General features: G+C 71.9%; 19 protein-coding genes. 7 read left to right on the top strand and 12 right to left on the bottom strand.

Annotation, left to right across the window (positions count from 1 at the left end):
* Positions 1 to 42 precede the first annotated feature (42 nt).
* Complete coding sequence (locus tag IF54_RS0102210; RefSeq protein ID WP_030313832.1) at positions 43 to 1,080, bottom strand: LacI family DNA-binding transcriptional regulator; 1,038 nt, start codon at positions 1,078 to 1,080, stop codon at positions 43 to 45.
* On the bottom strand, positions 1,077 to 3,434 hold the full coding sequence (locus IF54_RS0102205) for a glycoside hydrolase family 2 protein (protein ID WP_030313830.1): 2,358 nt from the start codon (positions 3,432 to 3,434) through the stop codon (positions 1,077 to 1,079). The genes IF54_RS0102210 and IF54_RS0102205 overlap by 4 nt, the downstream gene beginning before the upstream one ends.
* A 163-nt stretch (positions 3,435 to 3,597) precedes the next feature.
* Between IF54_RS0102205 and IF54_RS0102200 the strand changes: the two genes are divergently transcribed.
* From IF54_RS0102200 to IF54_RS0102190, 3 genes are read left to right on the top strand one after another with little or no spacing between them, the layout of a single operon-like run.
* Positions 3,598 to 4,917 carry an ABC transporter substrate-binding protein gene (locus IF54_RS0102200; RefSeq protein WP_030313829.1) on the top strand — a complete coding sequence of 440 codons (1,320 nt, stop codon included), beginning with the start codon at positions 3,598 to 3,600 and terminating at the stop codon, positions 4,915 to 4,917.
* Positions 4,917 to 5,858 (top strand): carbohydrate ABC transporter permease, encoded by a 942-nt coding sequence (locus tag IF54_RS0102195; RefSeq protein WP_030313828.1) that lies wholly within the window; start codon positions 4,917 to 4,919, stop codon positions 5,856 to 5,858. The genes IF54_RS0102200 and IF54_RS0102195 overlap by 1 nt, the downstream gene beginning before the upstream one ends.
* Positions 5,855 to 6,685, top strand: coding sequence for a carbohydrate ABC transporter permease (locus IF54_RS0102190; protein WP_030313827.1), 831 nt, complete (start codon positions 5,855 to 5,857; stop codon positions 6,683 to 6,685). The genes IF54_RS0102195 and IF54_RS0102190 overlap by 4 nt, the downstream gene beginning before the upstream one ends.
* A gap of 79 nt (positions 6,686 to 6,764) precedes the next feature.
* On the opposite strand, the gene IF54_RS0102185 is transcribed toward IF54_RS0102190, so the two are convergent.
* The 3 genes from IF54_RS0102185 to IF54_RS0102175 form a co-directional block, all read right to left on the bottom strand.
* On the bottom strand, positions 6,765 to 8,045 hold the full coding sequence (locus tag IF54_RS0102185) for a ribonuclease D (protein ID WP_078851842.1): 1,281 nt from the start codon (positions 8,043 to 8,045) through the stop codon (positions 6,765 to 6,767).
* A gap of 155 nt (positions 8,046 to 8,200) precedes the next feature.
* Positions 8,201 to 8,863 (bottom strand): response regulator transcription factor, encoded by a 663-nt coding sequence (locus IF54_RS0102180; RefSeq protein ID WP_007385400.1) that lies wholly within the window; start codon positions 8,861 to 8,863, stop codon positions 8,201 to 8,203.
* 235 nt (positions 8,864 to 9,098) lie between these two features.
* Positions 9,099 to 9,767 (bottom strand): DUF3000 domain-containing protein, encoded by a 669-nt coding sequence (locus IF54_RS0102175; protein ID WP_107047776.1) that lies wholly within the window; start codon positions 9,765 to 9,767, stop codon positions 9,099 to 9,101.
* A gap of 116 nt (positions 9,768 to 9,883) precedes the next feature.
* Between IF54_RS0102175 and hemE the strand changes: the two genes are divergently transcribed.
* Positions 9,884 to 10,939 (top strand): uroporphyrinogen decarboxylase, encoded by a 1,056-nt coding sequence (gene hemE / locus IF54_RS0102170; protein WP_030313821.1) that lies wholly within the window; start codon positions 9,884 to 9,886, stop codon positions 10,937 to 10,939.
* A 6-nt stretch (positions 10,940 to 10,945) separates the two neighbouring features.
* On the opposite strand, the gene IF54_RS0102165 is transcribed toward hemE, so the two are convergent.
* On the bottom strand, positions 10,946 to 11,773 hold the full coding sequence (locus IF54_RS0102165) for a rhomboid family intramembrane serine protease (RefSeq protein WP_030313820.1): 828 nt from the start codon (positions 11,771 to 11,773) through the stop codon (positions 10,946 to 10,948).
* Between the two features lie 135 nt (positions 11,774 to 11,908).
* Between IF54_RS0102165 and IF54_RS0102160 the strand changes: the two genes are divergently transcribed.
* Complete coding sequence (locus IF54_RS0102160) at positions 11,909 to 12,235, top strand: hypothetical protein (RefSeq protein ID WP_028808988.1); 327 nt, start codon at positions 11,909 to 11,911, stop codon at positions 12,233 to 12,235.
* 24 nt (positions 12,236 to 12,259) lie between these two features.
* On the opposite strand, the gene IF54_RS0102155 is transcribed toward IF54_RS0102160, so the two are convergent.
* Together IF54_RS0102155 and IF54_RS0102150 are read right to left on the bottom strand one after the other, a co-directional pair.
* Positions 12,260 to 13,654 (bottom strand): FAD-dependent oxidoreductase, encoded by a 1,395-nt coding sequence (locus IF54_RS0102155; RefSeq protein ID WP_030313819.1) that lies wholly within the window; start codon positions 13,652 to 13,654, stop codon positions 12,260 to 12,262.
* A 67-nt stretch (positions 13,655 to 13,721) separates the two neighbouring features.
* Complete coding sequence (locus tag IF54_RS0102150) at positions 13,722 to 14,726, bottom strand: DUF4349 domain-containing protein (RefSeq protein WP_030313818.1); 1,005 nt, start codon at positions 14,724 to 14,726, stop codon at positions 13,722 to 13,724.
* Positions 14,727 to 14,883: 157 nt separating this feature from the next.
* Here IF54_RS0102150 and hemG point away from each other — a divergent pair, with 157 nt between their 5' ends.
* Positions 14,884 to 16,323, top strand: coding sequence for a protoporphyrinogen oxidase (gene hemG, locus IF54_RS0102145; protein ID WP_030313817.1), 1,440 nt, complete (start codon positions 14,884 to 14,886; stop codon positions 16,321 to 16,323).
* Positions 16,324 to 16,328: 5 nt separating this feature from the next.
* Entirely contained in the window at positions 16,329 to 17,060 is a 732-nt protein-coding gene (gene hemQ, locus IF54_RS0102140) for a hydrogen peroxide-dependent heme synthase (RefSeq protein ID WP_030313815.1), read from the top strand.
* On the opposite strand, the gene IF54_RS0102135 is transcribed toward hemQ, so the two are convergent.
* From IF54_RS0102135 to IF54_RS0102120, 4 genes are all read right to left on the bottom strand, one after another.
* Positions 17,061 to 18,761, bottom strand: a complete 1,701-nt coding sequence (locus tag IF54_RS0102135; RefSeq protein WP_234438898.1) for an alpha/beta hydrolase — start codon at positions 18,759 to 18,761, stop codon at positions 17,061 to 17,063.
* Positions 18,762 to 18,877: 116 nt separating this feature from the next.
* Positions 18,878 to 19,669 (bottom strand): TIGR04222 domain-containing membrane protein, encoded by a 792-nt coding sequence (locus tag IF54_RS0102130; RefSeq protein WP_030313812.1) that lies wholly within the window; start codon positions 19,667 to 19,669, stop codon positions 18,878 to 18,880.
* A 132-nt stretch (positions 19,670 to 19,801) separates the two neighbouring features.
* Positions 19,802 to 20,590: a DUF4142 domain-containing protein gene (locus IF54_RS0102125; protein WP_030313810.1), complete on the bottom strand. Its 789-nt coding sequence runs from the start codon at positions 20,588 to 20,590 to the stop codon at positions 19,802 to 19,804.
* Between the two features lie 125 nt (positions 20,591 to 20,715).
* Complete coding sequence (locus tag IF54_RS0102120) at positions 20,716 to 22,047, bottom strand: DUF692 domain-containing protein (RefSeq protein ID WP_030313808.1); 1,332 nt, start codon at positions 22,045 to 22,047, stop codon at positions 20,716 to 20,718.
* Positions 22,048 to 22,090 lie beyond the last annotated feature (43 nt).

The following is a 22,090-nucleotide window of genomic DNA, read 5'->3' as shown; positions in this document are numbered from 1 at the left end:
AGTAACGTGACTGCCCACCCCTGGAGGCCGGAGCGGCGAAGGTCACACCCCGGGCGGCGCCGTGGAACCCCGGGGGGTCAGTACCGGAGTGGGCACCGGATGCGAGCCGGGCCCCTCCCCGGTGATCACCCCGAACAGCGTACGCGCCGCCTCCGCGCCGAATCCGTGCACGTCGTGGCTCATCGCGGAGAGTGTCGGGTGGGTGAGCCGGCACAGCTGGGAGTCGTCCCAGGCGAGCAGCGAGACGTCGTGCGGAACGCCCAGGCCCATCTCGGCCGCGACCGACAGGCCCGCGACCGCCATGATGTCGTTGTCGTAGACGATCGCCGTCGGCCGGTCCGGCGGGGCGGCCGTCAGCAGGGAGCGCGTGGCCCGCGCCCCGGCCTCGCCCGAGTAGTCGGTGGTGACCTGCCAGGCCCCGGCGAGCTCCAGCGTCCGCGCGGCCTCGTCGAAGGCTGCCGTGCGCATGGCCGTGTGACCGAGGGCCGCCGCGCCGCCCACCCGGGCGATCCGCCGGTGCCCGAGCGCCGCGAGATACCGCACGGCCTCCGTCACGGCGGTCGCGTCATCCGTCCACACCGAGGTCAGCGTGCCGGTGAGCGAGGGATGCCCCACGGCCACCACCGGCATCCCCAGCCGCTCGACGGCGGCGACCCGCGGATCGTCCGCCCGGAAGTCGACCAGGATCGAGCCGCCGATCTGCCGGCCGCGCCACCACGCCTCCTGGAGCCCGGCCTCCTCCTCCACATTCCGCACGAGCCGCAGCAGCAGCGAGCAGTTCCGCTCGATCAGCACGCTCTCCACGCCCGACACGAAGTCCATGTAGAACGGTTCGAGCCCCAGCAGCCGGGCCGGCCGGCAGACCGCGAGCCCCACCACGTCCACCCGCGACCCGGCCAGCGTCCGCGCGGTGGGGTTCGGCGCCCAGCCCAGCTCCCGCGCGGCCCGGAAGATCCGGTCCCGGGTCGCCTCCGACAGCCCCGGCTTGTGGTTGAAGGCCAGTGACACGGCCCCCTTGGACACCCCGGCGCGCGCGGCGACCTCCTTGATGGTGACGCGGGCGGCCGGCTGGGCTGTCATCGACTGGGCTCCATGCAGTACAGGGCGGAGCGGGCGGCGTCCGCGTCAGGAGTCTCCCAGCCGCTCACCCCGATGGTCACCCGCTCCCCGGGCAGCAGGGTGACGAGCCCGCGATCGGCCCGCGCGTCCGGGTGCAGCCGGTCGGCCTGGAGCAGCAGGTCCCGTACCAGGGTGCGGGCCGTCACGGTGACGGCACCCGGCGCCACGGCGACATCGAACTCGGGCCGGGGATAGGGGATGTCACGGTCGGGCGAGGGGAAGCGCAGGGCCCGCAGCCCGTCCGCGTCGGCCACCAGGAACTCCTTCGGGCCGGCGGGCTCCAGCTCGTCCGGCACCGGCACCTCGGCCACGGCCCGCCGCCCCGCCCGGAACTCCAGGCCCGCCTCGCCGAGCACCGCCCCCTCGACCGACACCCGCCGCAGCCGCAGGACACCCGTCCACTCCTCGCCCGCCTGGTTGACCACGGCCACCACCCGCTCGCGGACCGTCAGCAGCCGGTCCGCGTACAGCCGCCGCAGCTCGTGGTAGAGCGGCTTCTCCCGGCCGTCCCCGTCCACCGCCGCCCAACTCGTCACCGGCCAGCAGTCGTTGAGCTGCCACACCACCGTCCCCGCACACACCGGCCAGTGCGACCGCCAGTGCTCGATCCCGGCCGCCACCGCCCGTGCCTGGTTGACCTGCGTGAGGTAGTGCCAGCGGTCGAAGTCCCCCTCGGGAAAGGCGAAGTGCCGCTCCAGGCCGCGCCGCAGCTTGCTGTTCCCGTCCTCCGCCTTCTGGTGGTGCAGCATGCCGGGCGAGTCCGCAGCGAGCTCCTCCCCGGCCAGCGCCCGCCTCAGCGTGGCGTGTGCGGGCGGTGCCTGCCAGCCGAACTCGGCCACGAAACGCGGCACTTCACTGCGGTACGCGGCGTAGTCGAGCCGGTTCCACACCTCCCACGAGTGATGCGTCCCGTGCGCCGGGTCGTTCGGGTGGTGCTCCCAGGACCCGGACCAGGGACTGCCCGCCGTGTACGGCCGCGTCGGGTCCGACTCGGCCACCACCCGCGGCAGCAGGCCCAGGTAGTACCCCTCACCCCAGGAGTCCCCGGCGAGCCGCCCCTCCCAGCCCCAGTCCCGGAACCCCCACAGGTTCTCGTTGTTGCCGTTCCACAGCACCAGCGAGGGATGCGGCATCAGCCGTACGACGTTCTCCCGGGCCTCCGCCTCCACCTCGCCCCTGAGCGGCTGCTCCTCCGGATAGGCCGCACAGGCGAACGGGAAGTCCTGCCACACCAGCAGCCCCAACTCGTCGCAGGCGTCGTAGAAGTCCTCGCTCTCGTAGATCCCGCCACCCCAGACCCGCACCAGGTCCACCCCGGCGGCGGCGGCCTGCCCGAGCCGCTCCCGGTACCGCTCGCGGGTGATCCGGGAGGGGAACACGTCGTCCGGGATCCAGTTCACGCCGCGTGCGAAGAGCCGCTCACCGTTGACGACCAGACAGAAGCCGGTGCCGTGCTCATCGGCCGACCGGTCCAGCTCGACGGTCCGGAAGCCGATCCGGCGCCGCCACACGTCCAGCGGCCGGTCCTCGTGAAGCAGGGTCAACTCGACGTCGTACAGCGGTTGTTCACCGTAGCCGCGCGGCCACCACAGGCGCGCTTCCGGGACTTCGAGCCGTACCGTCCCCGAGGCCCTGTCGATCGCCGCGCGGGCTCGCACCCCGCCCACCACGGCCTCCACCGCCAGCGGCGCCTCCACCCGGGCCCGCTCCACCTCGACCGCCAACTCCACCACGCCCACGCCCTGTTCGACGCTCACCAGCGGCCGCACCCGGGCGATCCTGGCCGTCGACCAGCGCTCGATCCGCACCGGCCGCCAGATCCCGGCCGTCACCAGGGTGGGCCCCCAGTCCCAGCCGAACGAGCAGGCCATCTTGCGGAGGTACTGATAGGGCTCGGCGTACGCGCCCGGCCGCTCGCCCAGCTGCCCGCGCACCGCCTCGGCCTCGGCGTAGGCGGAGGCGAACCGCACGCTCAGCCGCCCGGACATCCCGGTCACGTCGAAGCGGTAGGAGCGGTGCATGTTCCGTGTCCGGCCGACGAGTTGGCCGTCCAGGCGGATCTCGGCCACGGTGTCCAGGCCGTCGAAGACGAGGTCGATCTGCTCGTGCCCGTTGCTCGGCGTGAGGTCCCGCTCGTACGTCCACTCCCGCCGCCCCACCCACGCGACCTCCCTCTCGCCCAGGCCGAGGAAGGGATCCGGGATCACCCCGGCCGCCAGCAGATCGGTGTGCACACAGCCCGGCACGACGGCGGGCAGCGTCCCGCCCTCGTGCCGCAGGATCCAGCCCTCGGTGAGCGGTGTGGCCTGAAGCATGTACACACTCCCTAAACCGATCAAGTCCCTTACTGCGGACACCTTTTGCCATGACGGCCATCCTTGGCGAGATAGCGACTTTACCGGTTAAGAAAACGTTGTCAGAGTTCCGAACCAGCCAACCCGCTCGTGCTCGTCCGTCCCGTGAACGGAGCTGATGCACATGAACCGCCGTACAGCCGTGTCCCTGGCCGTGGTCGCGAGTGCCGCCCTGCTGCTCCCGGGCTGCACCGGAACCGGGGGATCCGCGAAGGGCGCCGACGCCAAGGCCCCTGACGACCCGTCGAAGGTCACCGGCACCATCAAGGTCCTCACCGTCCGCACCGACCTCGTGCAGGACGGCACCCTGAAGAAGTACGCAGCCGAGTTCAGCAAGACCTATCCGAAGGTCAAGGTCGAGTTCGAGGGCCTCACCAACTACGAGGCCGAGGTCAAGATCCGGATGAACACCGAGAACTACGGTGACGTCCTGCTGATCCCCGCGGTCATCAAGAAGGCCGACTACCCGAGGTTCTTCGCCTCGCTGGGCACCCGGGCCGAGCGCGCCGAGAAGTACCGCTTCACCGACTACACCACCGTCGACGGCAAGGTCTACGGCCAGAGCCCGGCCGGCGTGGCCCCCGGGTTCGTCTACAACAAGCGGATCTGGAAGCAGGCCGGGGTCACCGAATGGCCCACCACCCCGGCCGAGTTCATCGCCGACCTCAAGGCCATCAAGGCGAAGACCGCCGCGATCCCGTACTACACCAACTTCGCGGCGGGCTGGACGCTCACCTCGTGGACGTACGTCGACGGCGCCGTCAGCTGCGACCCCGAGGCCACCACCAAGCTCGCCGAGGGCGACCCGTGGGCCAAGGGCGCCGACCTGCGCGTCGGCGACACCCTGCTCCACGACATCGTGAAACAGGGCCTGGTCGAGAAGGACCCGACGACCAGCAACTGGGAGGAGTCCAAGCCCCGTACCGCCAAGGGCGAGATCGCCACTCAGTGGCTCGGCACCTGGGCGATCGTGCAGTTCCGGGACGCGGCGAAGAAGGCCGGGGCCGACCCCGACGACATCGGCTTCATGCCCTTCCCGGCGCAGACCGGCGGCAGGTTCTGCGCGACCGTCTCGCCGGACTACAACCAGGCCGTCAACGTCCACTCCAAGTACAAGGAGGCCGCCCGCGCCTGGATCGACTGGTTCACCGACAAGTCCGGCTACGTCGAGGACAACCTGTCCATCTCCCCCCTCAAGGACGCGCCGATGCCCTCGGTTCTCAAGCCGTACGAGGACCGGGGCGTGAAGCTCATCGAGGTGGACGACACCCAGGGCGCCCGGGTCAAGCAGCTCGACAGCGATTCGGAGGTCGGCATCTACGCCCCCGAGTACCGCCAGAACCTCGTCGACCTCGCCCGTGGCGCACGCAAGGGCACCCTCGACAGCTTCCTCGGCGACCTCAGCAAGCGCTGGACGGATGCCCGGAAGAACCTGGGGTCGTGATGACGGACACCACCGAGAAGGCGGCCGTGGCGGTGAGCCCGGCCGCCCCCGTCCCGGCGCCCGCCTCGCGCCGCACCCGGGCGTGGCGGGGTGTCACCCCCTGGCTCTTCCTGATCGCCCCGCTCGCCCTGCTGATCACGTTCACGTACGCGCCGATCGTCAACATGCTGGCCTACAGCTTCACCGACTGGGACGGCGTGAGCCCCGTGCTGCACTACACGGGCGCGGCCAACTACCAGGAGGTCCTCACCCGCCCGGACCTCTTCGAGGTTTTCTGGGTGAGCGGCTACTACCTCGCCGCCTCCGCGGTCCAGATCGTGCTGGCCCTCTACTTCGCGACCGTGCTGAGTTTCAACGTCCGCTTCCGGAACTTCTTCAAGGGCGTGCTCTTCTTCCCGTACCTGATCAACGGGGTCGCCATCGGCTTCGTGTTCCTGTACTTCTTCCAGGACGGCGGCACCCTCGACTCGGTGCTGAGCCTGCTGGGCGTGCACACCGACCACGCCTGGCTCGGCACCCCTGTCTCCGCGAACACCTCACTGGCCGGCGTCTCGGTCTGGCGCTACCTGGGCCTGAACTTCGTGCTCTTCCTGGGCGCGATCCAGTCGATCCCGGGTGAGCTGTACGAGGCCGCCGAACTGGACGGAGCCAACCGCTGGCACCAGTTCCGCCACATCATCGCGCCGGGCATCAAGCCGGTCCTGACCCTGACCGTGATCCTGTCGATCTCCGGCTCCCTGTCGGTCTTCGAGATCCCGTACATCATGACCGGCGGCGCGACCGGCACCGAGACCTTCGTGATCCAGACGGTCAACCTGGCCTTCCGCTTCAACAAGACGGGCCTGGCCTCGGCGGCCGCCGTGGTCCTCCTGCTGATCATCCTGCTGGTGACCTGGGTGCAGCGGCGCCTGGTCCCCGACGACAAGGTGGACCTCGTATGACACGCCGTGGGATCGCCCGCACCCTGGTCCACCTGTCGCTGATCGCCGCGACCCTCGTCGTCCTGCTCCCGCTCGTCGTCGTCCTGCTGACCTCCCTCAAGTCGGAGAAGGAGATGGCGGACACGAGCGGTGCGCTGGAACTACCGCACGACCTGCTGAACTTCCACAACTACGGGGTGGCGTTCCGGGACGGCGAGATGCTCTCCGCCTTCACCAACACCACGATCATCCTGCTGGTCTCGGTCACCGGCACGGTCCTGATCGGCTCGATGACGGCCTACGCCATCGACCGCTTCACCTTCCGCTTCAAGAAGCTGGTGGTGGCGCTCTTCCTGACGGCCGCCCTGGTGCCCGGTGTGACGACCCAGGTGGCCACGTTCCAGATCGTCAACAGCTTCGGCATGTTCGACTCGCTGTGGGCCCCGATCGCCCTCTACATGGGCACCGACATCGTCTCGATCTACATCTTCCTCCAGTTCGTCCGCTCGATCCCGGTCTCCCTGGACGAATCGGCCCGCCTGGACGGCGCCAACGCCTTCACGATCTACCGCAAGATCATCTTCCCGCTGCTGAAGCCCGCGACAGCCACCGTGGTGATCGTGAAAGGCATCACCGTCTACAACGACTTCTACATCCCCTTCCTCTACATGCCCTCGGAAGATCTTGGCGTGATCTCGACGTCCCTGTTCCGCTTCAAGGGGCCCTACGCGGCCCACTGGGAGGTCATCTCAGCAGGCACGGTCCTGGTCATCCTGCCGACGCTGATCGTCTTCCTGGGCTTGCAGAGGTTCATCTACAACGGCTTCGTGCGAGGAGCGACGAGATGACTCCCCAGGGGCGCGGGGAACTGCGCGACCAGCCACAACGCGCCCGCAGCCGCCGTACACCGAGGAACCCCCGCGGCGGCTACGCGGACAGCGCAGCCACCAACACGGGAGTCACCTGCTCGACCTGCCAGGCACGCGCACCGAGCCCCGCCAACGCCGCCCCCACGGACTCGGCGCTCACGACACTCGGCGGCTCCCAGCAAACCCTCCGCACCGTGTCCGGAGTGATCAGGTTCTCCTGCGGCATGTTCAGTGACTCGGCCAGCGCCGACACCGCCGCTCGGGCCGCAGACAAGCGAGCCGCAGCGGCAGGGTCCTTGTCGGCCCAGGCGCGCGGCGGCGGAGGCCCGGTCACGGGCTGTCCCGGCTGCGGCAGCTGCACCTCGGCAAGGCCCCTGGCCCGGTCGACGGCGGCCTGCCACTGCTCCAGCTGCCGCCGCCCCATCCGATGCCCGAACCCGTTCAGTGCGGCGAGCGCGTGCACGTTCACCGGAAGCGCGAGCGCGGCTTCGACGATCGCCGCGTCGGACAGCACCTTGCCCGGCGACACGTCCCGGCGCTGGGCGATCCGGTCCCGCGCCTCCCACAGCTCCTTGACGACGGCCAGCTGCCGACGCCGCCGTACCTTGTGCATCCCGGAGGTCCGGCGCCACGGGTCCTTGCGCGGCTCGGCCGGCGGAGCGGAGGCGATCGCGTCGAACTCCTGAAGCGCCCACTCCAGCTTGCCCTGCCGGTCGAGCTCCTTCTCCAGGGCGTCCCGCAGGTCGACGAGGAGCTCCACGTCGAGGGCGGCGTAACGCAGCCATGGCTCGGGCAGCGGGCGGGTCGACCAGTCGACGGCGGAGTGCCCCTTCTCCAGGACGAAGCCCAGCACGCCCTCGACCATCGCGCCGAGCCCCACCCGGGGGAACCCGGCGATCCGCCCGGCCAGCTCGGTGTCGAAGAGCCGGGAGGGGATCATGCCTATCTCGCGCAGGCAGGGAAGGTCCTGGGTGGCGGCGTGCAGCACCCATTCGACACCGGAGAGCGCCTCGCCGAGCCCGGACAGGTCGGGACAGGCCACGGGGTCGATCAGCGCGGTGCCCGCGCCTGCACGGCGCAGCTGGACGAGGTAGGCGCGCTGTCCGTAGCGGTAGCCGGACGCCCGTTCGGCGTCGACGGCGACGGGCCCGGTGCCCGCGGCGAACGCGGCGATCACCTCGGCGAGCGCGGCCTCGTCGGCGATCACGGGCGGAATGCCCTCACGGGGCTCCAGCAGAGGGATCGGCGCCTCCGCGCCAGAGGATCCACCATCGTCCGGAGGGCCGCCTCCGGTGGTTCGCAGTGAAACGTCTGCTGCGGTCTCTTGGGCGTCGGTCACATGTCAAGGGTATCCGTGTATGGACAGCGCCTGCCGACGGAACGTTCCGTCGGCAGGCGCCTGAGGGTCGTAAACCAGTCAGCCCGGTGAAAGCTCTGGTTCACGTCCGTGAACAGCGAGGCTCGCAAGAGCCCCGGGTGAGGCGGGGGAGAGCCTCAGTGGATGATGCCGGTGCGCAGGGCCACCGCCACCATGCCGGCCCGGTCGCCCGTGCCCAGCTTGCGGGCGATGCGGGCGAGGTGGCTCTTGACGGTCAGTGCGGACAGGCCCATCGAGACGCCGATGGCCTTGTTCGACTGGCCCTCGGCCACCAGCCGGAGCACCTCGACCTCACGGCCGGAGAGCTCGCGGTAGCCGCCCGGGTGGCTCGGGGCACCCGGGGGGCGGCGGTGCATACGGGCGGCGGCGGCGCCGATGGGGGCGGCGCCCGGTCGGGTGGGGAGCCCGAGGTTGGTGCGGGTGCCGGTGACGACGTAGCCCTTGACGCCGCCCGCGAGGGCGTTGCGCACGGCGCCGATGTCGTCGGCCGCGGAGAGGGCGAGGCCGTTGGGCCAGCCCGCGGCGCGGGTCTCGGACAGCAGCGTCAGGCCGGAGCCGTCGGGAAGGTGGACGTCGGCGACGCAGATGTCTCTGGGGCTGCCGATGCGGGGACGGGCCTCCGCCACCGACGAGGCCTCGATGACATCGCGCACACCGAGCGCCCAGAGGTGACGGGTGACGGTGGAGCGGACACGCGGGTCGGCCACGACCACCATGGCGGTGGGCTTGTTGGGGCGGTAGGCGACCAGGCTTGCGGGCTGCTCGAGGAGAACGGACACCGGGCCTCCTGGGGTGCGGGACGGCTTGGAAGGTCACAGACGTCTTCGGCACCGAACCCGGCGTCCTTTAGAGAATGATCACGATCTAGTGAGTAACAATTAGTGCAATTCGGACGTGCGATCGATCGTTCGGTGAGCACATCGGGTCGTTCGATGACTCACTCCTGACTGAAAGTGGCCGTATCGACAAATTGATGCGCCATGTGGGTGGACGGTTCCGCTGGTCGGCGGGGGGTCAGCGGGCCTGGGGGTCCCGACGCTGTGGCAACGTCACCACCGACGCGTCACCCGGCCCGGCCGGCGGCAGGCCGGCGACCTGGGCCAGCAGATCGCACCAGGACGCCAGATGCGCCGCCGCGTCCGGCACCCCGCCCAGACCCTCACGGGGCGTCCAGGACGCGCGGATCTCGATCTGCGAGGCCGCTGGGCGCTCCGACAGCCCGCCGAAGTAGTGCGAGCTCGCGCGCGTGACGGTGCCGCTCGGTTCGCCGTACGACAGCCCGCGCCCCCCGAGCGCCCCGGTCAGCCACGACCAGCAGACCTCGGGCAGCAGCGGATCGGCCGCCATCTCCGGCTCCAGCTCCGCGCGCACCAGCGTCACCAGCCGGAAGGTGCCCCGCCAGGCGTCGTGCCCGTCCGGGTCGTGCAGCAGCACCAGACGGCCGTCGGCGAGGTCCTGGTCGCCGTCGACGACGGTGGCCTCCACCGCGTACGCGTAGGGCGCGAGCCGCTGCGGAGCCCGGGTCGGCTCCATCTCGATCTGCGGCCTCAGCCGACTGCCGCGCAGGGCCTGGACCGCGGCCTGGAAGGCCGGCGGAGCCGCACCGCTCCCCACCCGGTCCCCTTCCTTCGCCTCGTCCATCCCACCAGCGCCGTCCGACATTCGTCCCTGAGCCGCAGCCATGCGGGAAGGTTAAGGGGAAGGGCGGTGTGGTGCCGTCCTAGACACCCGGTCTCGGCGTCATGCACACACGGACACCGCGCACTCGGCACACGGCGCACCGTGCGAGACTTTCCGTCGTGAGTGCACTCGAGACGCCGCCCCCCGCCACGTACGACTCCGCCTTCCTCAAGGCATGCCGGCGCGAACCCGTGCCGCACACCCCCGTCTGGTTCATGCGGCAGGCCGGGCGCTCGCTGCCGGAGTACCGCAAGGTCCGCGAGGGCATCCCGATGCTCGAGTCCTGCGCCCGGCCCGAGCTGGTCACCGAGATCACCCTCCAGCCGGTGCGCCGGCACAACGTGGACGCGGCGATCTACTACAGCGACATCGTCGTCCCGCTCAAGGCCATCGGCGTCGACCTCGACATCAAGCCCGGCGTCGGACCGGTCGTCGAGCACCCGATCCGCACCCGCGCCGACCTGGCCCAGCTGCGCGACCTCACCCCCGAGGACGTCACCTACGTCACCGAGGCCATCGGGCTGCTCACCCGCGAGCTCGGCTCCACCCCGCTGATCGGTTTCGCCGGCGCGCCTTTCACCCTCGCGAGCTACCTCGTGGAGGGCGGCCCGTCCCGCACCTACGAGAACGCCAAGTCGATGATGTACGGCGACCCCGAGCTCTGGGCCGACCTGCTCGACCGCCTCGCCGAGATCACCGCCGCCTTCCTGAAGGTCCAGATCGAGGCCGGCGCCTCCGCCGTCCAGCTCTTCGACTCCTGGGCCGGCGCCCTCGCCCCCGCCGACTACCGCCGCTCGGTGCTGCCCGCCTCCGCGAAGGTCTTCCAGGCGGTCGAGCACTACGGCGTCCCCCGCATCCACTTCGGCGTCGGCACCGGCGAACTCCTCCAGCTCCTCGGCGAGGCCGGCGCGGACGTCGTCGGCGTCGACTGGCGGGTCCCGCTCGACGAGGCCGCCCGCCGCGTCGGCCCCGGCAAGGCGCTCCAGGGCAACCTCGACCCGACGGTCCTGTTCGCCTCGACGGCGGCCGTCGAGGCCAAGACCCGCGAGGTCCTGGACTCGGCCAAGGACCTGGAGGGCCACGTCTTCAACCTCGGCCACGGCGTGATGCCGTCCACCGACCCGGACGCGCTCACCCGCCTCGTCGAGTACGTCCACACGCAGACGGCCCGATAAGCGACCTCACCACGTGTGCCGGGGCCGCGCCTTCCTGCCGAACAGCAGGCCGCGCGGTTCCGGCGGCGGGGGAGTGCCGGCCTTCAGAGGCCAGGCGAGCAGCATCCCGGCGAGGAAACCGACCACGTGGGCCGCGTACGCGACCGTGCCCGCGGTGGAGACGCCCTCGCCCGACGAGTAGAACGCCTGGAGCACGAACCAGAACCCCAGCACCAGCCAGGCCGGCAGTCTCAGCGGCAGGAAGACCAGGAAGGGCACCAGGACCCACACCCTGGCCTTCGGATACAGCACCAGATAGGCGCCCAGGACCCCGGCGATGGCCCCCGAGGCGCCGATCAGCGGGTCGGACGAGTCCGCGTTGAGGACCGCGAAGCCGTACGAGGCCGCGTAGCCGCAGACGACGTAGAAGAGCGCGAAGCGCACATGCCCCATGCGGTCCTCGACGTTGTTGCCGAAGATCAGCAGGAACAGCATGTTGCCCAGCAGGTGCAGCCAGCCGCCGTGCAGGAACATCGCGGTCAGGACCGACAGCGCCGGGGACTTGTCGTAGTCCGGTGGGGCCACCACACACCCCGTCGTGCCCTGCGCGTTGGTGCCGACGTCGCCCGTGGGGACGAGCCTCGGCATCTGATGGTGGATCAGCTCCTGCGGGACGGCCGCCCAGTGGTCCAGGAACGCCTGGAGATGGCACAGCTGCGCCACGCTGCTGTCACCCGCCACGGAGCCGGCCAGGCCGGGCGTGAAGAGGAACACGAGGACGTTCGCGGCGATGAGCGCATACGTCACCACGGGGGTGCGGCGCACGGGGTTCACGTCATGGACGGGGATGACCACAAGAAAGTACTGCCCCCGATGTGTCCGGCGAATCGGGGCGGGCCGGTGAACACCCGCACGCACGCGTGCGTATGACTCCTCAACCGCCCGTGGCACGGGGAAGGCGGGCCACGGGGACTACGTGAGGAACAGGCGATGAACGACCGTATTACTCCTCCGATGCACGCGCTTCCCGACGGCGAGGCCGAACTGTCCCTGGTGGTGCGACTGCCGTGGGAGGACGTGGCCAGGCTCGGTCAGGAGGCCGGGAGGCTGGCGTCCCAGATGCAGCGTCCGGTGACGCTCGACGAGGCGGTGAGCAACCGGCTCAGGACCACGCGGCCGGCGGCCCACGCGAAGCCCGCGGGTGAGCAGCCGGCCGCGATGCCCGCCAGCACCAGTGCGTCCGTCTCGGCGCTGCCGCCCCGGCCGCCCGCCGACCAGGCCCGGCAGGCCATCGAGCGGATCAACGGGACGGCGTAGCCGCCGGGCAGCCCCGGGCAGCTCTCAGGTGGCCCGCACCTTCGCGGCGGCCTTCCTGGCCGCCACCAGCACCGGGTCCCACACCGGGCTGAACGGCGGCGCGTACCCCAGGTCCAGGGCCGTCATCCGCTCCACCGTCATCCCCGCCGTCAGGGCCACCGCGGCGATGTCGACCCGCTTGCCCGCGCCCTCCCTCCCGACGATCTGCACGCCGAGCAGCCGCCCCGTGCGGCGCTCGGCGAGCATCTTCACCGTCATGGGGGAGGCGCCCGGGTAGTACCCGGCCCGGCTCGTGGACTCGATCGTGACCGACTCGAATCGGAGGCCCACCCGACGGGCGTCCTTCTCGCGCAGCCCGGTCCTGGCGATCTCCAGGTCGCAGACCTTGCTGACGGCGGTGCCGACGACCCCGGGGAAGGTGGCGTAGCCGCCGCCCACGTTCATGCCGATGATCTGGCCGTGCTTGTTGGCGTGCGTGCCGAGCGGAATGTGCCGCTCCTGCCCGGAGACCAGGTCGAGGACCTCCACGCAGTCGCCGCCCGCCCAGATGTTCTCGTGGCCGCGCACCCGCATCCCGAGGTCGGTCAGCAGACCGCCGTGACCGCCCAGCGGCAGTCCCGCCGCCTTCGCCAGGGCCGTCTCGGGGCGTACGCCGACGCCGAGCACCACCACGTCCGCCGGATACTCGGCGTCCTCGGTGACCACGGCCCTCACCCGGCCGTCCTCGCCGGTGAGCACCTTGGTCACCTCGGCGTCGTTGACCATGGTGATGCCGAGGCCCTCCATCGCCCGGTGCACCAGCCGGCCCATGTCCGGGTCGAGCGTGGACATCGGCTCACGGCCCCGGTTGACGACCGTCACCTCGTAGCCGCGCTTGATGAGGGCTTCCGCCATCTCCACGCCGATGTAACCGGCCCCGACGACCACCGCCCTGCGGCCACGCGTGCGTGCCAGCGAGTCGATGAGCGCCTGGCCGTCGTCGAGGGTCTGCACCCCGTGCACACCGTCCGCGTCGACCCCGGGCATGTCGGGCCGGATCGGCCGGGCACCGGTCGCTATCACGAGCTTGTCGTACGACGTCCAGGACTCGTCCCCCGAATCGAGGTCACGCGCGCGTACCCGCTGCCGGTCCACGTCGATCCCGGTGACCTCGGTGCGCAGCCGCAGGTCGATGCCGCGGTCCCGGTGCTCCTGGGGCGTGCGGGCGATCAAATGGTCCCGCTCCTCGACGTCCCCACCCACCCAGTACGGGATGCCGCACGCCGAGTAGGAGGTGAAGTGCCCCCGCTCGAACGCCACGATCTCCAGTTCGTCGGGGCCCTTCATCCGCCGGGCCTGGGACGCCGCGGACATCCCCGCGGCGTCCCCACCGATCACGACCAGCCGTTCCCTCACGTCCCGCACACGACTCATGTCCATGCGAACACGCTACGAGAGCGGGGCATTTCACCGCGCTCGACCCCAGGCGGTACGCCGGGTGGCAGGGCTACTCGTCCTTCCCGCCCCGCTCCTGCGGGCCGTCCGGGTCCGGGGCCGGGCGGGCCGTCGGCAGGGGGCCCAGGGCGGTCGCGGCGCCGGCCGGGGCCGGGCGGCGGGGCAGGCGGGGGCGGATCAGCCGCAGCCAGACGAGCACGACCAGCGCGAGTCCCACCAGGAACGGCAGCACCGCGGCCAGCGCCATCACGATCCAGCGCAGCATGGTCACGAACGCGTCCCAGCCGCCCGTCAGCGCGTCGGCGACGCCCGGGTCGTCGTCCTTCTCGGCCTTCACGACCGGCTTCTCGGCCAGCGACAGCGTGATGGTGGCCAGCGTGGTGCGGTCCTTCAGGGACGCCTGGCGGGCGAGCAGCGATTCCAGGTCGGCCTCGCGGGTGCTGAGTTCGCCCTCCAGGGTGACCACGTCGCTCAGCTTGGTCGCCTTGTCCATCAGCTCACGGATCCGCGCCACGCTCGCGCGCTGGGTCGCGATCCGGCTGCTCACGTCGACGACCTGGTCCGTGACGTCCTGCGCGTTCGCGGTGCGCTCCAGCAGCTTGCCCGCGCCCTGGAGGTCGGCGAGGACCTCGTCGTACTTCTCGACGGGCACCCGCAGCACCACCTGCGTCTGCTCGTGCCCCTCCTCGTCCCGCGTGGTCGTCTCCTTGCCGACGAACCCGCCCGCGTTCTCGGTCGTGGCACGAGCCGCGTCCAGGGCCTTCGGCACGTTCTTGACCTGCACGGTCAGCGAGGCGGTGCGGATGATGTGGTTCACGCCGACCTTGGGCGCGGAGGTGGCCCGCTTGCCGCTCGCGGAGTCCTCGGCGCCGGCCCCGCTGCCGGAGTCGGACTGGGCCTGCGGTGCGTCGGCCCGTTCGGCACTGGCGGTGTCGGCGCCCTTGTCGTCGCCCGCGCTGCACCCGGCCAGCGCCAGAGCGCCCACCAGCAGGACCCCGGCCAGGGCCCGGCCGCGGTGGACGGAGCTTCGTGAACGGCGTGAACGTGGTGTGCGCATGAGCGTCCCCCCGAGGTTCGTGAACAGCTGACGGTCCTTCGACGCCGCAAGGGGGAAGAACGTTGGACTCCACCGGTCCCGATGCGGTCACGGTCAGGACTCGTGAAGGACACCGGGCCGCCGACGGGCTGTCAGTGGCGTCTGAGACGCTGGGGCCATGAACGGATCACAGGTGGTCGTCGTCGGAGCGGGCATCGCGGGACTGGCCGCGGCCCACCGGCTGGCCCGGCGCGGCGCGCGCGTCACCGTCCTCGAGGCGTCCGACCGGGTGGGCGGCAAGCTGCTGCCCGGAGAGATCGCGGGCGCGCGCGTGGACCTCGGCGCGGAGTCGATGCTGGCCCGCAGGCCGGAAGCGGTGGCCCTCGCCGAGGATGTGGGCCTCGCCGACCTCCTCCAGCCCCCGGCCACCTCGACCGCCTCCATCTGGACCCGGGGCGCCCTGCGCCCCATGCCCAAGGGCCATGTCATGGGCGTCCCCGGCACCGCCGACGCCCTCGCCGGAGTGCTGTCCGACGAGGGACTCGCCCGTATCGGTCAGGACGCGGAACTGCCCCGCACCGAGATCGGCGACGACGTGGCGGTCGGGGAGTACGTGGCGGCGCGCCTGGGCCGCGAGGTCGTCGACCGTCTCGTCGAGCCCCTGCTGGGCGGGGTCTACGCGGGCGACGCGTACCGCATCTCCATGCGCTCGGCGGTCCCGCAGCTCTTCCAGATCGCGAAGACCCACACCTCGCTCACCGAGGGCGTCCGCGAGATCCAGGCCAGGATGGCCGCCGACCAGCAGACCGGGCCCGTGTTCATGGGCATCGAGGGCGGCGTGGGCACCCTCCCGCTCGCCGTCGCCGACGCGATCCGCGCGCGGGGCGGCGAGATCGTCACCGGAGCCCGGGTGACCGAGCTGCGCCGCGAGGCGTCCGGCGGCTGGAAGGTCGTCGCCCAGGACCGTGTCCTGCACGCGGACGCGGTGATCGTCGCCGCCCCCGCCCCGGCCGCCGCGGCCCTCCTGCGCGCCGAGGCACCCGAGGCCGCCGGAGAGCTCGGCGGCGTCGAGTACGCCTCCATGGCCCTGGTCACCCTCGCCTACCGCCGCTCCGACACCGACCTGCCCGCGGGCAGCGGCTTCCTGGTCCCGCCGGTCGACGGACGCACCATCAAGGCGGCCACCTTCGCCTCCCAGAAGTGGGGCTGGATCGCCGACCAGAACCCCGACGTGGTCGTCCTGCGCACCTCCGTCGGCCGCTACGGCGAGGCGCGGATCCTGGAGCGCGACGACGCCGACCTGGTGGACGTCTCCCGCCATGACCTGCGCGAGGCGACCGGCCTCGACGCCACCCCCCTGGAGTCCCGCGTCACCCGCTGGACCGACGGCCTGCCCCAGTACCCCGTCGGGCACCACGCGCGCGTGGCCCGCATCCGGGAGCACCTCGCCAAGCTGCCCTCTCTCGCGGTGTGCGGCGCGCAGTACGACGGCGTCGGCATCCCGGGCTGCATCGCGAGCGCGCACGCCGCCGCCGACCAGATCGAGGGCGACCTGACCGCCGTCCGGGAGCTCACCGCCAACCCGGTGCAGAGCCTGCACGGGGGAGCGGGAGAATAGGTCCCATGAGCAACGACGCCCCTACCCCCGAGTCCGGCAGGGTCCCGAACAAGGGCAAGCTGGCCAAGGACCTCAACGAGGTCATCCGTTACACGCTCTGGTCCGTCTTCAAGCTGAAGGACGTGCTCCCCGAGGACCGCACCGGCTACGCCGACGAGGTCCAGGAGCTGTTCGACCAGCTCGCCGCCAAGGACGTCACGATCCGCGGCACCTACGACGTGTCCGGGCTGCGGGCCGACGCCGACGTCATGATCTGGTGGCACGCGGAGACCAGCGACCAGTTGCAGGAGGCGTACAACCTCTTCCGCCGCACCCGGCTGGGCCGCGCCCTGGAGCCGGTGTGGTCGAACATGGCGCTGCACCGCCCCGCCGAGTTCAACCGCTCCCACATCCCGGCGTTCCTGGCCGACGAGAACCCGCGCGACTACGTCAGCGTGTACCCGTTCGTGCGGTCGTACGACTGGTACCTCCTGCCCGACGAGGACCGCCGCCGCATGCTCGCCGACCACGGTAAGATGGCCCGCGGCTACCCCGACGTGCGCGCCAACACCGTCGCGTCGTTCTCGCTCGGCGACTACGAGTGGATCCTGGCGTTCGAGGCCGACGAGCTGTACCGCATCGTCGACCTCATGCGCCATCTGCGTGCCTCGGAGGCCCGTATGCACGTCCGCGAGGAGGTCCCGTTCTACACGGGCCGCCGCAAGGACATCGGCGACCTCGTGGCGGGCCTCGCCTGATCAGCGAGCGGGTGGGGCGGCCGCCGTCTTCTCGGCAGCCGCCTTTCCTTCAGCAGCCGTCGTTCCTTCGGCGGCCGTCTTGCCTCCCGTAGCCGCCTTCCCTTCAGCGGCCCCCGTTCCGGGGCCGACCCGGGGCTTCGGCTCCGGGTGCGGGGCGCAGGCGGCGCGCCGCACCGGGAGGCGGCCCTCCAGCAGATAGGCGTCCAGATAGCCGTTGACGCAGGGGTTCGGGCCGCCCGCGATGCCGTGCGTGCCCGCGTCCCGCTCGGTCACCAGCACCGACCCCGACAGCCGCCGGTGCAACTCGAGTGCCCCCTCATAGGGCGCGGCGGCATCCCGCTCGGCGGCGAGGATCAGCGTCGCCGGCAGCTCCGCGGACCCGGTCCGCACGTCCAGCGGCTCCTGCCGGGCCATAGGCCAGTAGGCGCAGGGGAGATTCATCCAGACGTTGTCCCACGTCTCGAACGGCGCCACCCGGGCCAGCCGGGTGTTGTCCCGGTCCCACACCTTCCAGTCCGTCGGCCAGGGCGCGTCGTTGCACTCGACGGCCGTGTAGACGGCGTTGGAGTTCTCGGCCTCCTTCGCCGCCTCCTGGTGCGGGCCCGCCTGCTGGATCAGCGGCTTGGGGTCGCCCTTGAGGTACGCCGACAGCGCCTGCGCGCGGTGCGGCCAGAAGTCGTCGTAGTACCCGACCGACAGGAACGCCCCCTGGAGCTGCCCCGGGCCCACCGTACCCCCGGCCGGCTCGGCGGCCAGTCGTGCGGCCGCCTTCTCGTAGCTGAGCAGAACCTTGTCCGCCGTGTTCCCGAGCCCGTACACGTCGTCGTGCTGGGCGGTCCACTCCCGGAAGTCCGCCCAGCGGTCCTCGAACGCGGCCGACTGGTCCAGGTTGTTGCGGTACCAGACCTGTTCCGGGTCCGGGTTCACCGCCGCGTCGAACACCATCCGCCGCACATGTGAGGGGAAGAGCGTCGCGTACAGCGCGCCGAAGTAGGTCCCGTACGACGCCCCCATGAACGTCAGCCTCGGCTCGCCCAGCGCCGCCCGCAGCACGTCCAGGTCACGGGCGTTGTTGAGCGAGGTGTAGTGCCGCAGCGCCGGGCCCGTCCGCCGGGCACACCCGCGTGCGTACGCCTTCGCCTCCGCGACACGCTCCTTCTTGTACGACTCCGAGGGGTGCGTCGGTGCCTGCGTGGGCGCGTGGAAGAACTGCTTCGGGTCCTTGCAGGACAGCGGCGCCGACCGCCCCACTCCGCGCGGGGCGTAGCCGACGAGGTCGTAGGCCGCCGCGAGCCCCTTCCACTCGGGCAGGGCGCCGATCAGCGGGAAGTACATGCCGGAGGCGCCGGGACCGCCGGGGTTGTAGACCAGGGCGCCCTGCCGGGGCACCCGGCGCTTGCTGTTGTGCGGGTCCTTGTGGGTGGCGCGGACCCGGCTGACGGTCAGCTTGATCTGCTTGCCGTCGGGATGCGCGTAGTCGAGCGGGACCGTGACCGTGCCGCACTGGACCCCGTCGGGCAGGTCCTCCACCGCGGGGCAGGCGCCGAAGCGGATCCCGGCCGTCTCGGCGCGCGCGGCGGCGACCGTGGTCCCGTACAGCTCCGCGGCGCCCGGGGCGGCCGGAGCGCTCCCGGCCGGGGCGGCGGCGAGCGTGGTCAGCAGCAAGGACCCGGCGGCCGTGTAGAGGGCGGGAGCTCTCATCGGTATCCCTTCGGTGCGCGGCAGCGACAAAAGGGATGTTTGGTTCGGCTGTGGTGGAAGGCAAGCACCGCCCCGCCGGTGTCGGCCCCAATGCCTCCGTGCGCCCCCGGGCGCGCTCAGTCGCGCGGGTCGGTCTCCCAGCCGTCGTGCCGCTGCTCACGGTGGGCGAAAGCGGCACGCAGATCGGGTTCGCCGACCGCGCTGATGCCGCGCACCGCGACGGAGGTGAGATAGGTCCGCTCGTCCGTGCCGCCGGTGCCCCGGCTCAGGGCGCCGAGCAGCCGCTGGCCCGCCGGGGAGGCCCAGCGCGAGTACGGGTGGACCTCGATCCTCGCGATGGCCAGGCAGCTCAGGCTCAGCGCGAGCGGCAGCGCGAACCAGAGGGCGACCAGATGCCGCGGCATCTCCGACGGGGCGGGCGCCAGCAGGGCGATCACGCCCAGCGCGACCACGGCCACCGAGGCCGACTGCACCTGGCGGACCCCCGACGCGATGCCGGACCGGGCGCCGGCGGGCACGGCGAGGCCCGCGTCCACGAGCCGGTCACCTAGCCCGCGCACGGCGTCCGCCGCGGCCGCTCCGGCGCGCACCGGCGCGATCCGCGACTGCCCCTCCGGTCCGATGGCCCCGAGGACCGTGCGTTCCATCTCGTCCCGGCCCCGCGGATCGACGACGGTCGCCCAGCCGGTGCGGGCCAGCAGCAGCCGTCGCTGCCGGGCCATCGAGACCAGTGTCAGATCGGCGACCCGCCGGGGGCCGCCGGACAGGAACGCGGCCTCGTACAGCGTCAGATCGTGCTCCCGGGCTTCCGCGTCCGCGGCCGCCGCGTGCACGGCGGCCAGGCACAGCCGCGTGCAGGCGGCACCGGTGGCGGCCCAGGCCAGCAGCAGGAGAAGAACCCAGAACATGCCGCGTTTCTATGCCAAAGGCTCGCGACCGCGCCATGGGCTGTTCACAATCCGGACGGAGTGTTGTCGGTGTGTGACGTTCCGTTTGTCCGGAAGTGGCCTGTGCCGGAAGCGATCTGTGCCGGAAGTGGCCTAGGACGGGGCGGGGGCCGGACTGGAGGCGGCCGGGGGAAGCGAGTACGTCGTCGCGTACGGCGACGGGGTGACCGGCACGACCACGCCCGGGTCGGTCGTCGGACCGGGCGGCGCGGGGGAGTTGACCAGGGGCGGCGCGCTGTCGCCGGCCAGATCCTGGGCCAGGGCCGCGAAGTCGACGTACCCGGTGGCCTCCAGGATCTTGATGTGGTCGAGGACGGTGCTGTTGGCGTCGTCGGCCAGGGCGCGGACCAGGGAGTTCTGGGTGCTCGCGCGGACCTCGGCGACGACCGAGAAGACCCTGCCGTGCGCGAGGCGCAGGATGTTCGCGAACTGGCGGTCGTAGTCGACGCCCTGGGCCTGGTTCAGCGACGCGAGCCACTGCTTCTGCTGGTCGTTGGGTTCGTTGGGCAGGGCGAGCCCGAGCTTCGCCGCCACGTCCCGCACCCGGGCGTCCAGGAAGGTGTGGCCCGCCACGAGGTGCTCACCGGCCGTCCGCACGGCCTGCGTCGTGCCCTTCTGCTCAGCCTGCTGACCCGCGGGCAGTTCCCAGAGCCCCGCCAGCCGCACCTTGGTGACGAAGTCCCGGTCCAGCGCGGAGAGCGGGCCGTACGGGGTCGTCACGGTCCCGGCCTTGAGCAGGCTCAGTCCCGTGTCCGAGCGGTCGGCGTACGACCAGATCGGGACGAGGATCGCCACGAGGGTCGCCGTCAGCCCGGCGATGATGACTCCGGTGCCGGTGAAGATGCCTCGGCCCTGGAGTGGCGGCCGTGGTCGCGCTCGCATGGTGCCTCCTGTTGCGGCACCGCACGCTAGTACGTTTCAGGTGCGGGGTGCACATATTACCGTCGGGTCAACGCCGACGGCCGTGCGCGCCCTGGGCGCCGACCACGGGACGCAGGGCGGCCCCCTCAGCGCCGCAGCAACACCTTGCGCGTGGCCCGGGCCAGCCGGACGGCGGGCCTGCGGGACCTCGGCGCGGGCCCCGACCGCTCCAGCCACCACTCCCGCACCTGACGCCGCGTCCTGGCCTCCGTCAACGCACCGCCGAACAGCAGGTGTTCGGCGAATGTCAACGCGTCCCGCCGGTACCCGTCCGCCATCGGCGACCCCTGCGCGTACGCCAGGAACGCCGGCCGGTAGCCCGCCCCCAGGATCAACGGCAGCTCCGGCGCCACCTTCGCCACCACGTCCGCCCGCTTCCCCGCGAGCGCCCGCGCCTGCACCCCCAGCCGCACCCGGTCGAACCCCTCCGGGGCCGGAGTCCCCGCCACCAGCGCGGACAACAGCGCGGTCTGAGCGAGCGCGAGCCGTTGCCGGGCGGCTTCGGCCGGAGCGCCGGCCGACGTCGTCGAGGACGCGGCACGCCCCGCACCGCCGGGCGGCCCCTGCGAGACCGTCGCCTGCCCCGCACCGCCGCCCCCCTTCTCCACGGCGTCCCGGATCGCCCTCAACTCCCCTTCCAGCTCGGTCGGTTCGGGGAAGTTCTCGTCCCGCTCCAGCAGCACCCCCGGAGGCGAGACCCGGGACGCGAGGTCGGTGAGGATGTCGAGGACCGGCTGCGGAACCGGGTGCGCGTGGCTGTCGTGCCACACCCCGTCCCGCTCGAAGCCGCCCGCGACATGGACGTACGCGAGGGCCTCCAGGGGGAGTTCGGCGAGCGCCTCGGCCGGGTCCTCGGCGCGGTTGACGTGGTTGGTGTGCAGGTTGGCCACGTCGATCAGCAGCCGCACCCCGGTGCGGTCGGCGAGGTCGTACAGGAACTGCCCCTCGGTCATCTCCTCGCCGGGCCAGGAGATCAGCGCGGCGATGTTCTCCACCGCGAGCGGCACCGGCAGCGCGTCCTGCGCGATGCGGATGTTCTCGCACAGCACGTCGAGGGCGTCCCGGGTGCGGGGGACGGGCAGCAGGTGCCCGGCCTCCAGACGCGGGGAGGCGGTCAGCGGGCCGCCCGCCCGCACGAACGCGATGTGCTCGGTGACCAGCGGCGCCCCCAGCGCCCCGACGCGCTCGGCGAGCGCGGCCAGCCTCCCGGCGTCGGGCCGCTCCGCCCCGCCCAGTCCGAGGGAGACACCGTGCGGGACCACCGTCACCCCGCGCTCGCGCAGCCGCCGCAGCGACTCGGGGAGATGCCCGGGGCAGACGTTCTCGGCCACGACCTCGACCCAGTCGATGCCCGGCATGCGCTCCACGGCGTCCGCGATCTCCGGCCGCCACCCGATCCCCGTGCCCAGTCGCTCCATGGTCCGTCCCCCTCCTCCGCCCGCTCCGGCCGCCGTCCGGGCG

The sequence above is a fragment of the Streptomyces sp. NRRL B-3229 genome (genome assembly GCF_000719505.1).
Lineage (GTDB): Bacteria > Actinomycetota > Actinomycetes > Streptomycetales > Streptomycetaceae > Streptomyces > Streptomyces griseorubiginosus.
The sequence above is the reverse complement of the archived record's forward strand: the minus strand, read 5'-3'. Positions and strand labels throughout refer to the sequence as shown.

Coding starts and splice junctions, on each gene's coding strand:
- IF54_RS0102210 (WP_030313832.1), bottom strand. CDS start 1,080: ATGACAGCCCAGCCGGCCGCCCGCGTCACCATCAAGGAGGTCGCCGCG.
- IF54_RS0102205 (WP_030313830.1), bottom strand. CDS start 3,434: ATGCTTCAGGCCACACCGCTCACCGAGGGCTGGATCCTGCGGCACGAG.
- IF54_RS0102200 (WP_030313829.1), top strand. CDS start 3,598: ATGAACCGCCGTACAGCCGTGTCCCTGGCCGTGGTCGCGAGTGCCGCC.
- IF54_RS0102195 (WP_030313828.1), top strand. CDS start 4,917: ATGACGGACACCACCGAGAAGGCGGCCGTGGCGGTGAGCCCGGCCGCC.
- IF54_RS0102190 (WP_030313827.1), top strand. CDS start 5,855: ATGACACGCCGTGGGATCGCCCGCACCCTGGTCCACCTGTCGCTGATC.
- IF54_RS0102175 (WP_107047776.1), bottom strand. CDS start 9,767: ATGGCTGCGGCTCAGGGACGAATGTCGGACGGCGCTGGTGGGATGGAC.
- IF54_RS0102160 (WP_028808988.1), top strand. CDS start 11,909: ATGAACGACCGTATTACTCCTCCGATGCACGCGCTTCCCGACGGCGAG.
- IF54_RS0102155 (WP_030313819.1), bottom strand. CDS start 13,654: ATGGACATGAGTCGTGTGCGGGACGTGAGGGAACGGCTGGTCGTGATC.
- IF54_RS0102150 (WP_030313818.1), bottom strand. CDS start 14,726: ATGCGCACACCACGTTCACGCCGTTCACGAAGCTCCGTCCACCGCGGC.
- hemG (WP_030313817.1), top strand. CDS start 14,884: ATGAACGGATCACAGGTGGTCGTCGTCGGAGCGGGCATCGCGGGACTG.
- hemQ (WP_030313815.1), top strand. CDS start 16,329: ATGAGCAACGACGCCCCTACCCCCGAGTCCGGCAGGGTCCCGAACAAG.
- IF54_RS0102135 (WP_234438898.1), bottom strand. CDS start 18,761: ATGAGAGCTCCCGCCCTCTACACGGCCGCCGGGTCCTTGCTGCTGACC.
- IF54_RS0102130 (WP_030313812.1), bottom strand. CDS start 19,669: ATGTTCTGGGTTCTTCTCCTGCTGCTGGCCTGGGCCGCCACCGGTGCC.
- IF54_RS0102125 (WP_030313810.1), bottom strand. CDS start 20,590: ATGCGAGCGCGACCACGGCCGCCACTCCAGGGCCGAGGCATCTTCACC.
- IF54_RS0102120 (WP_030313808.1), bottom strand. CDS start 22,047: ATGGAGCGACTGGGCACGGGGATCGGGTGGCGGCCGGAGATCGCGGAC.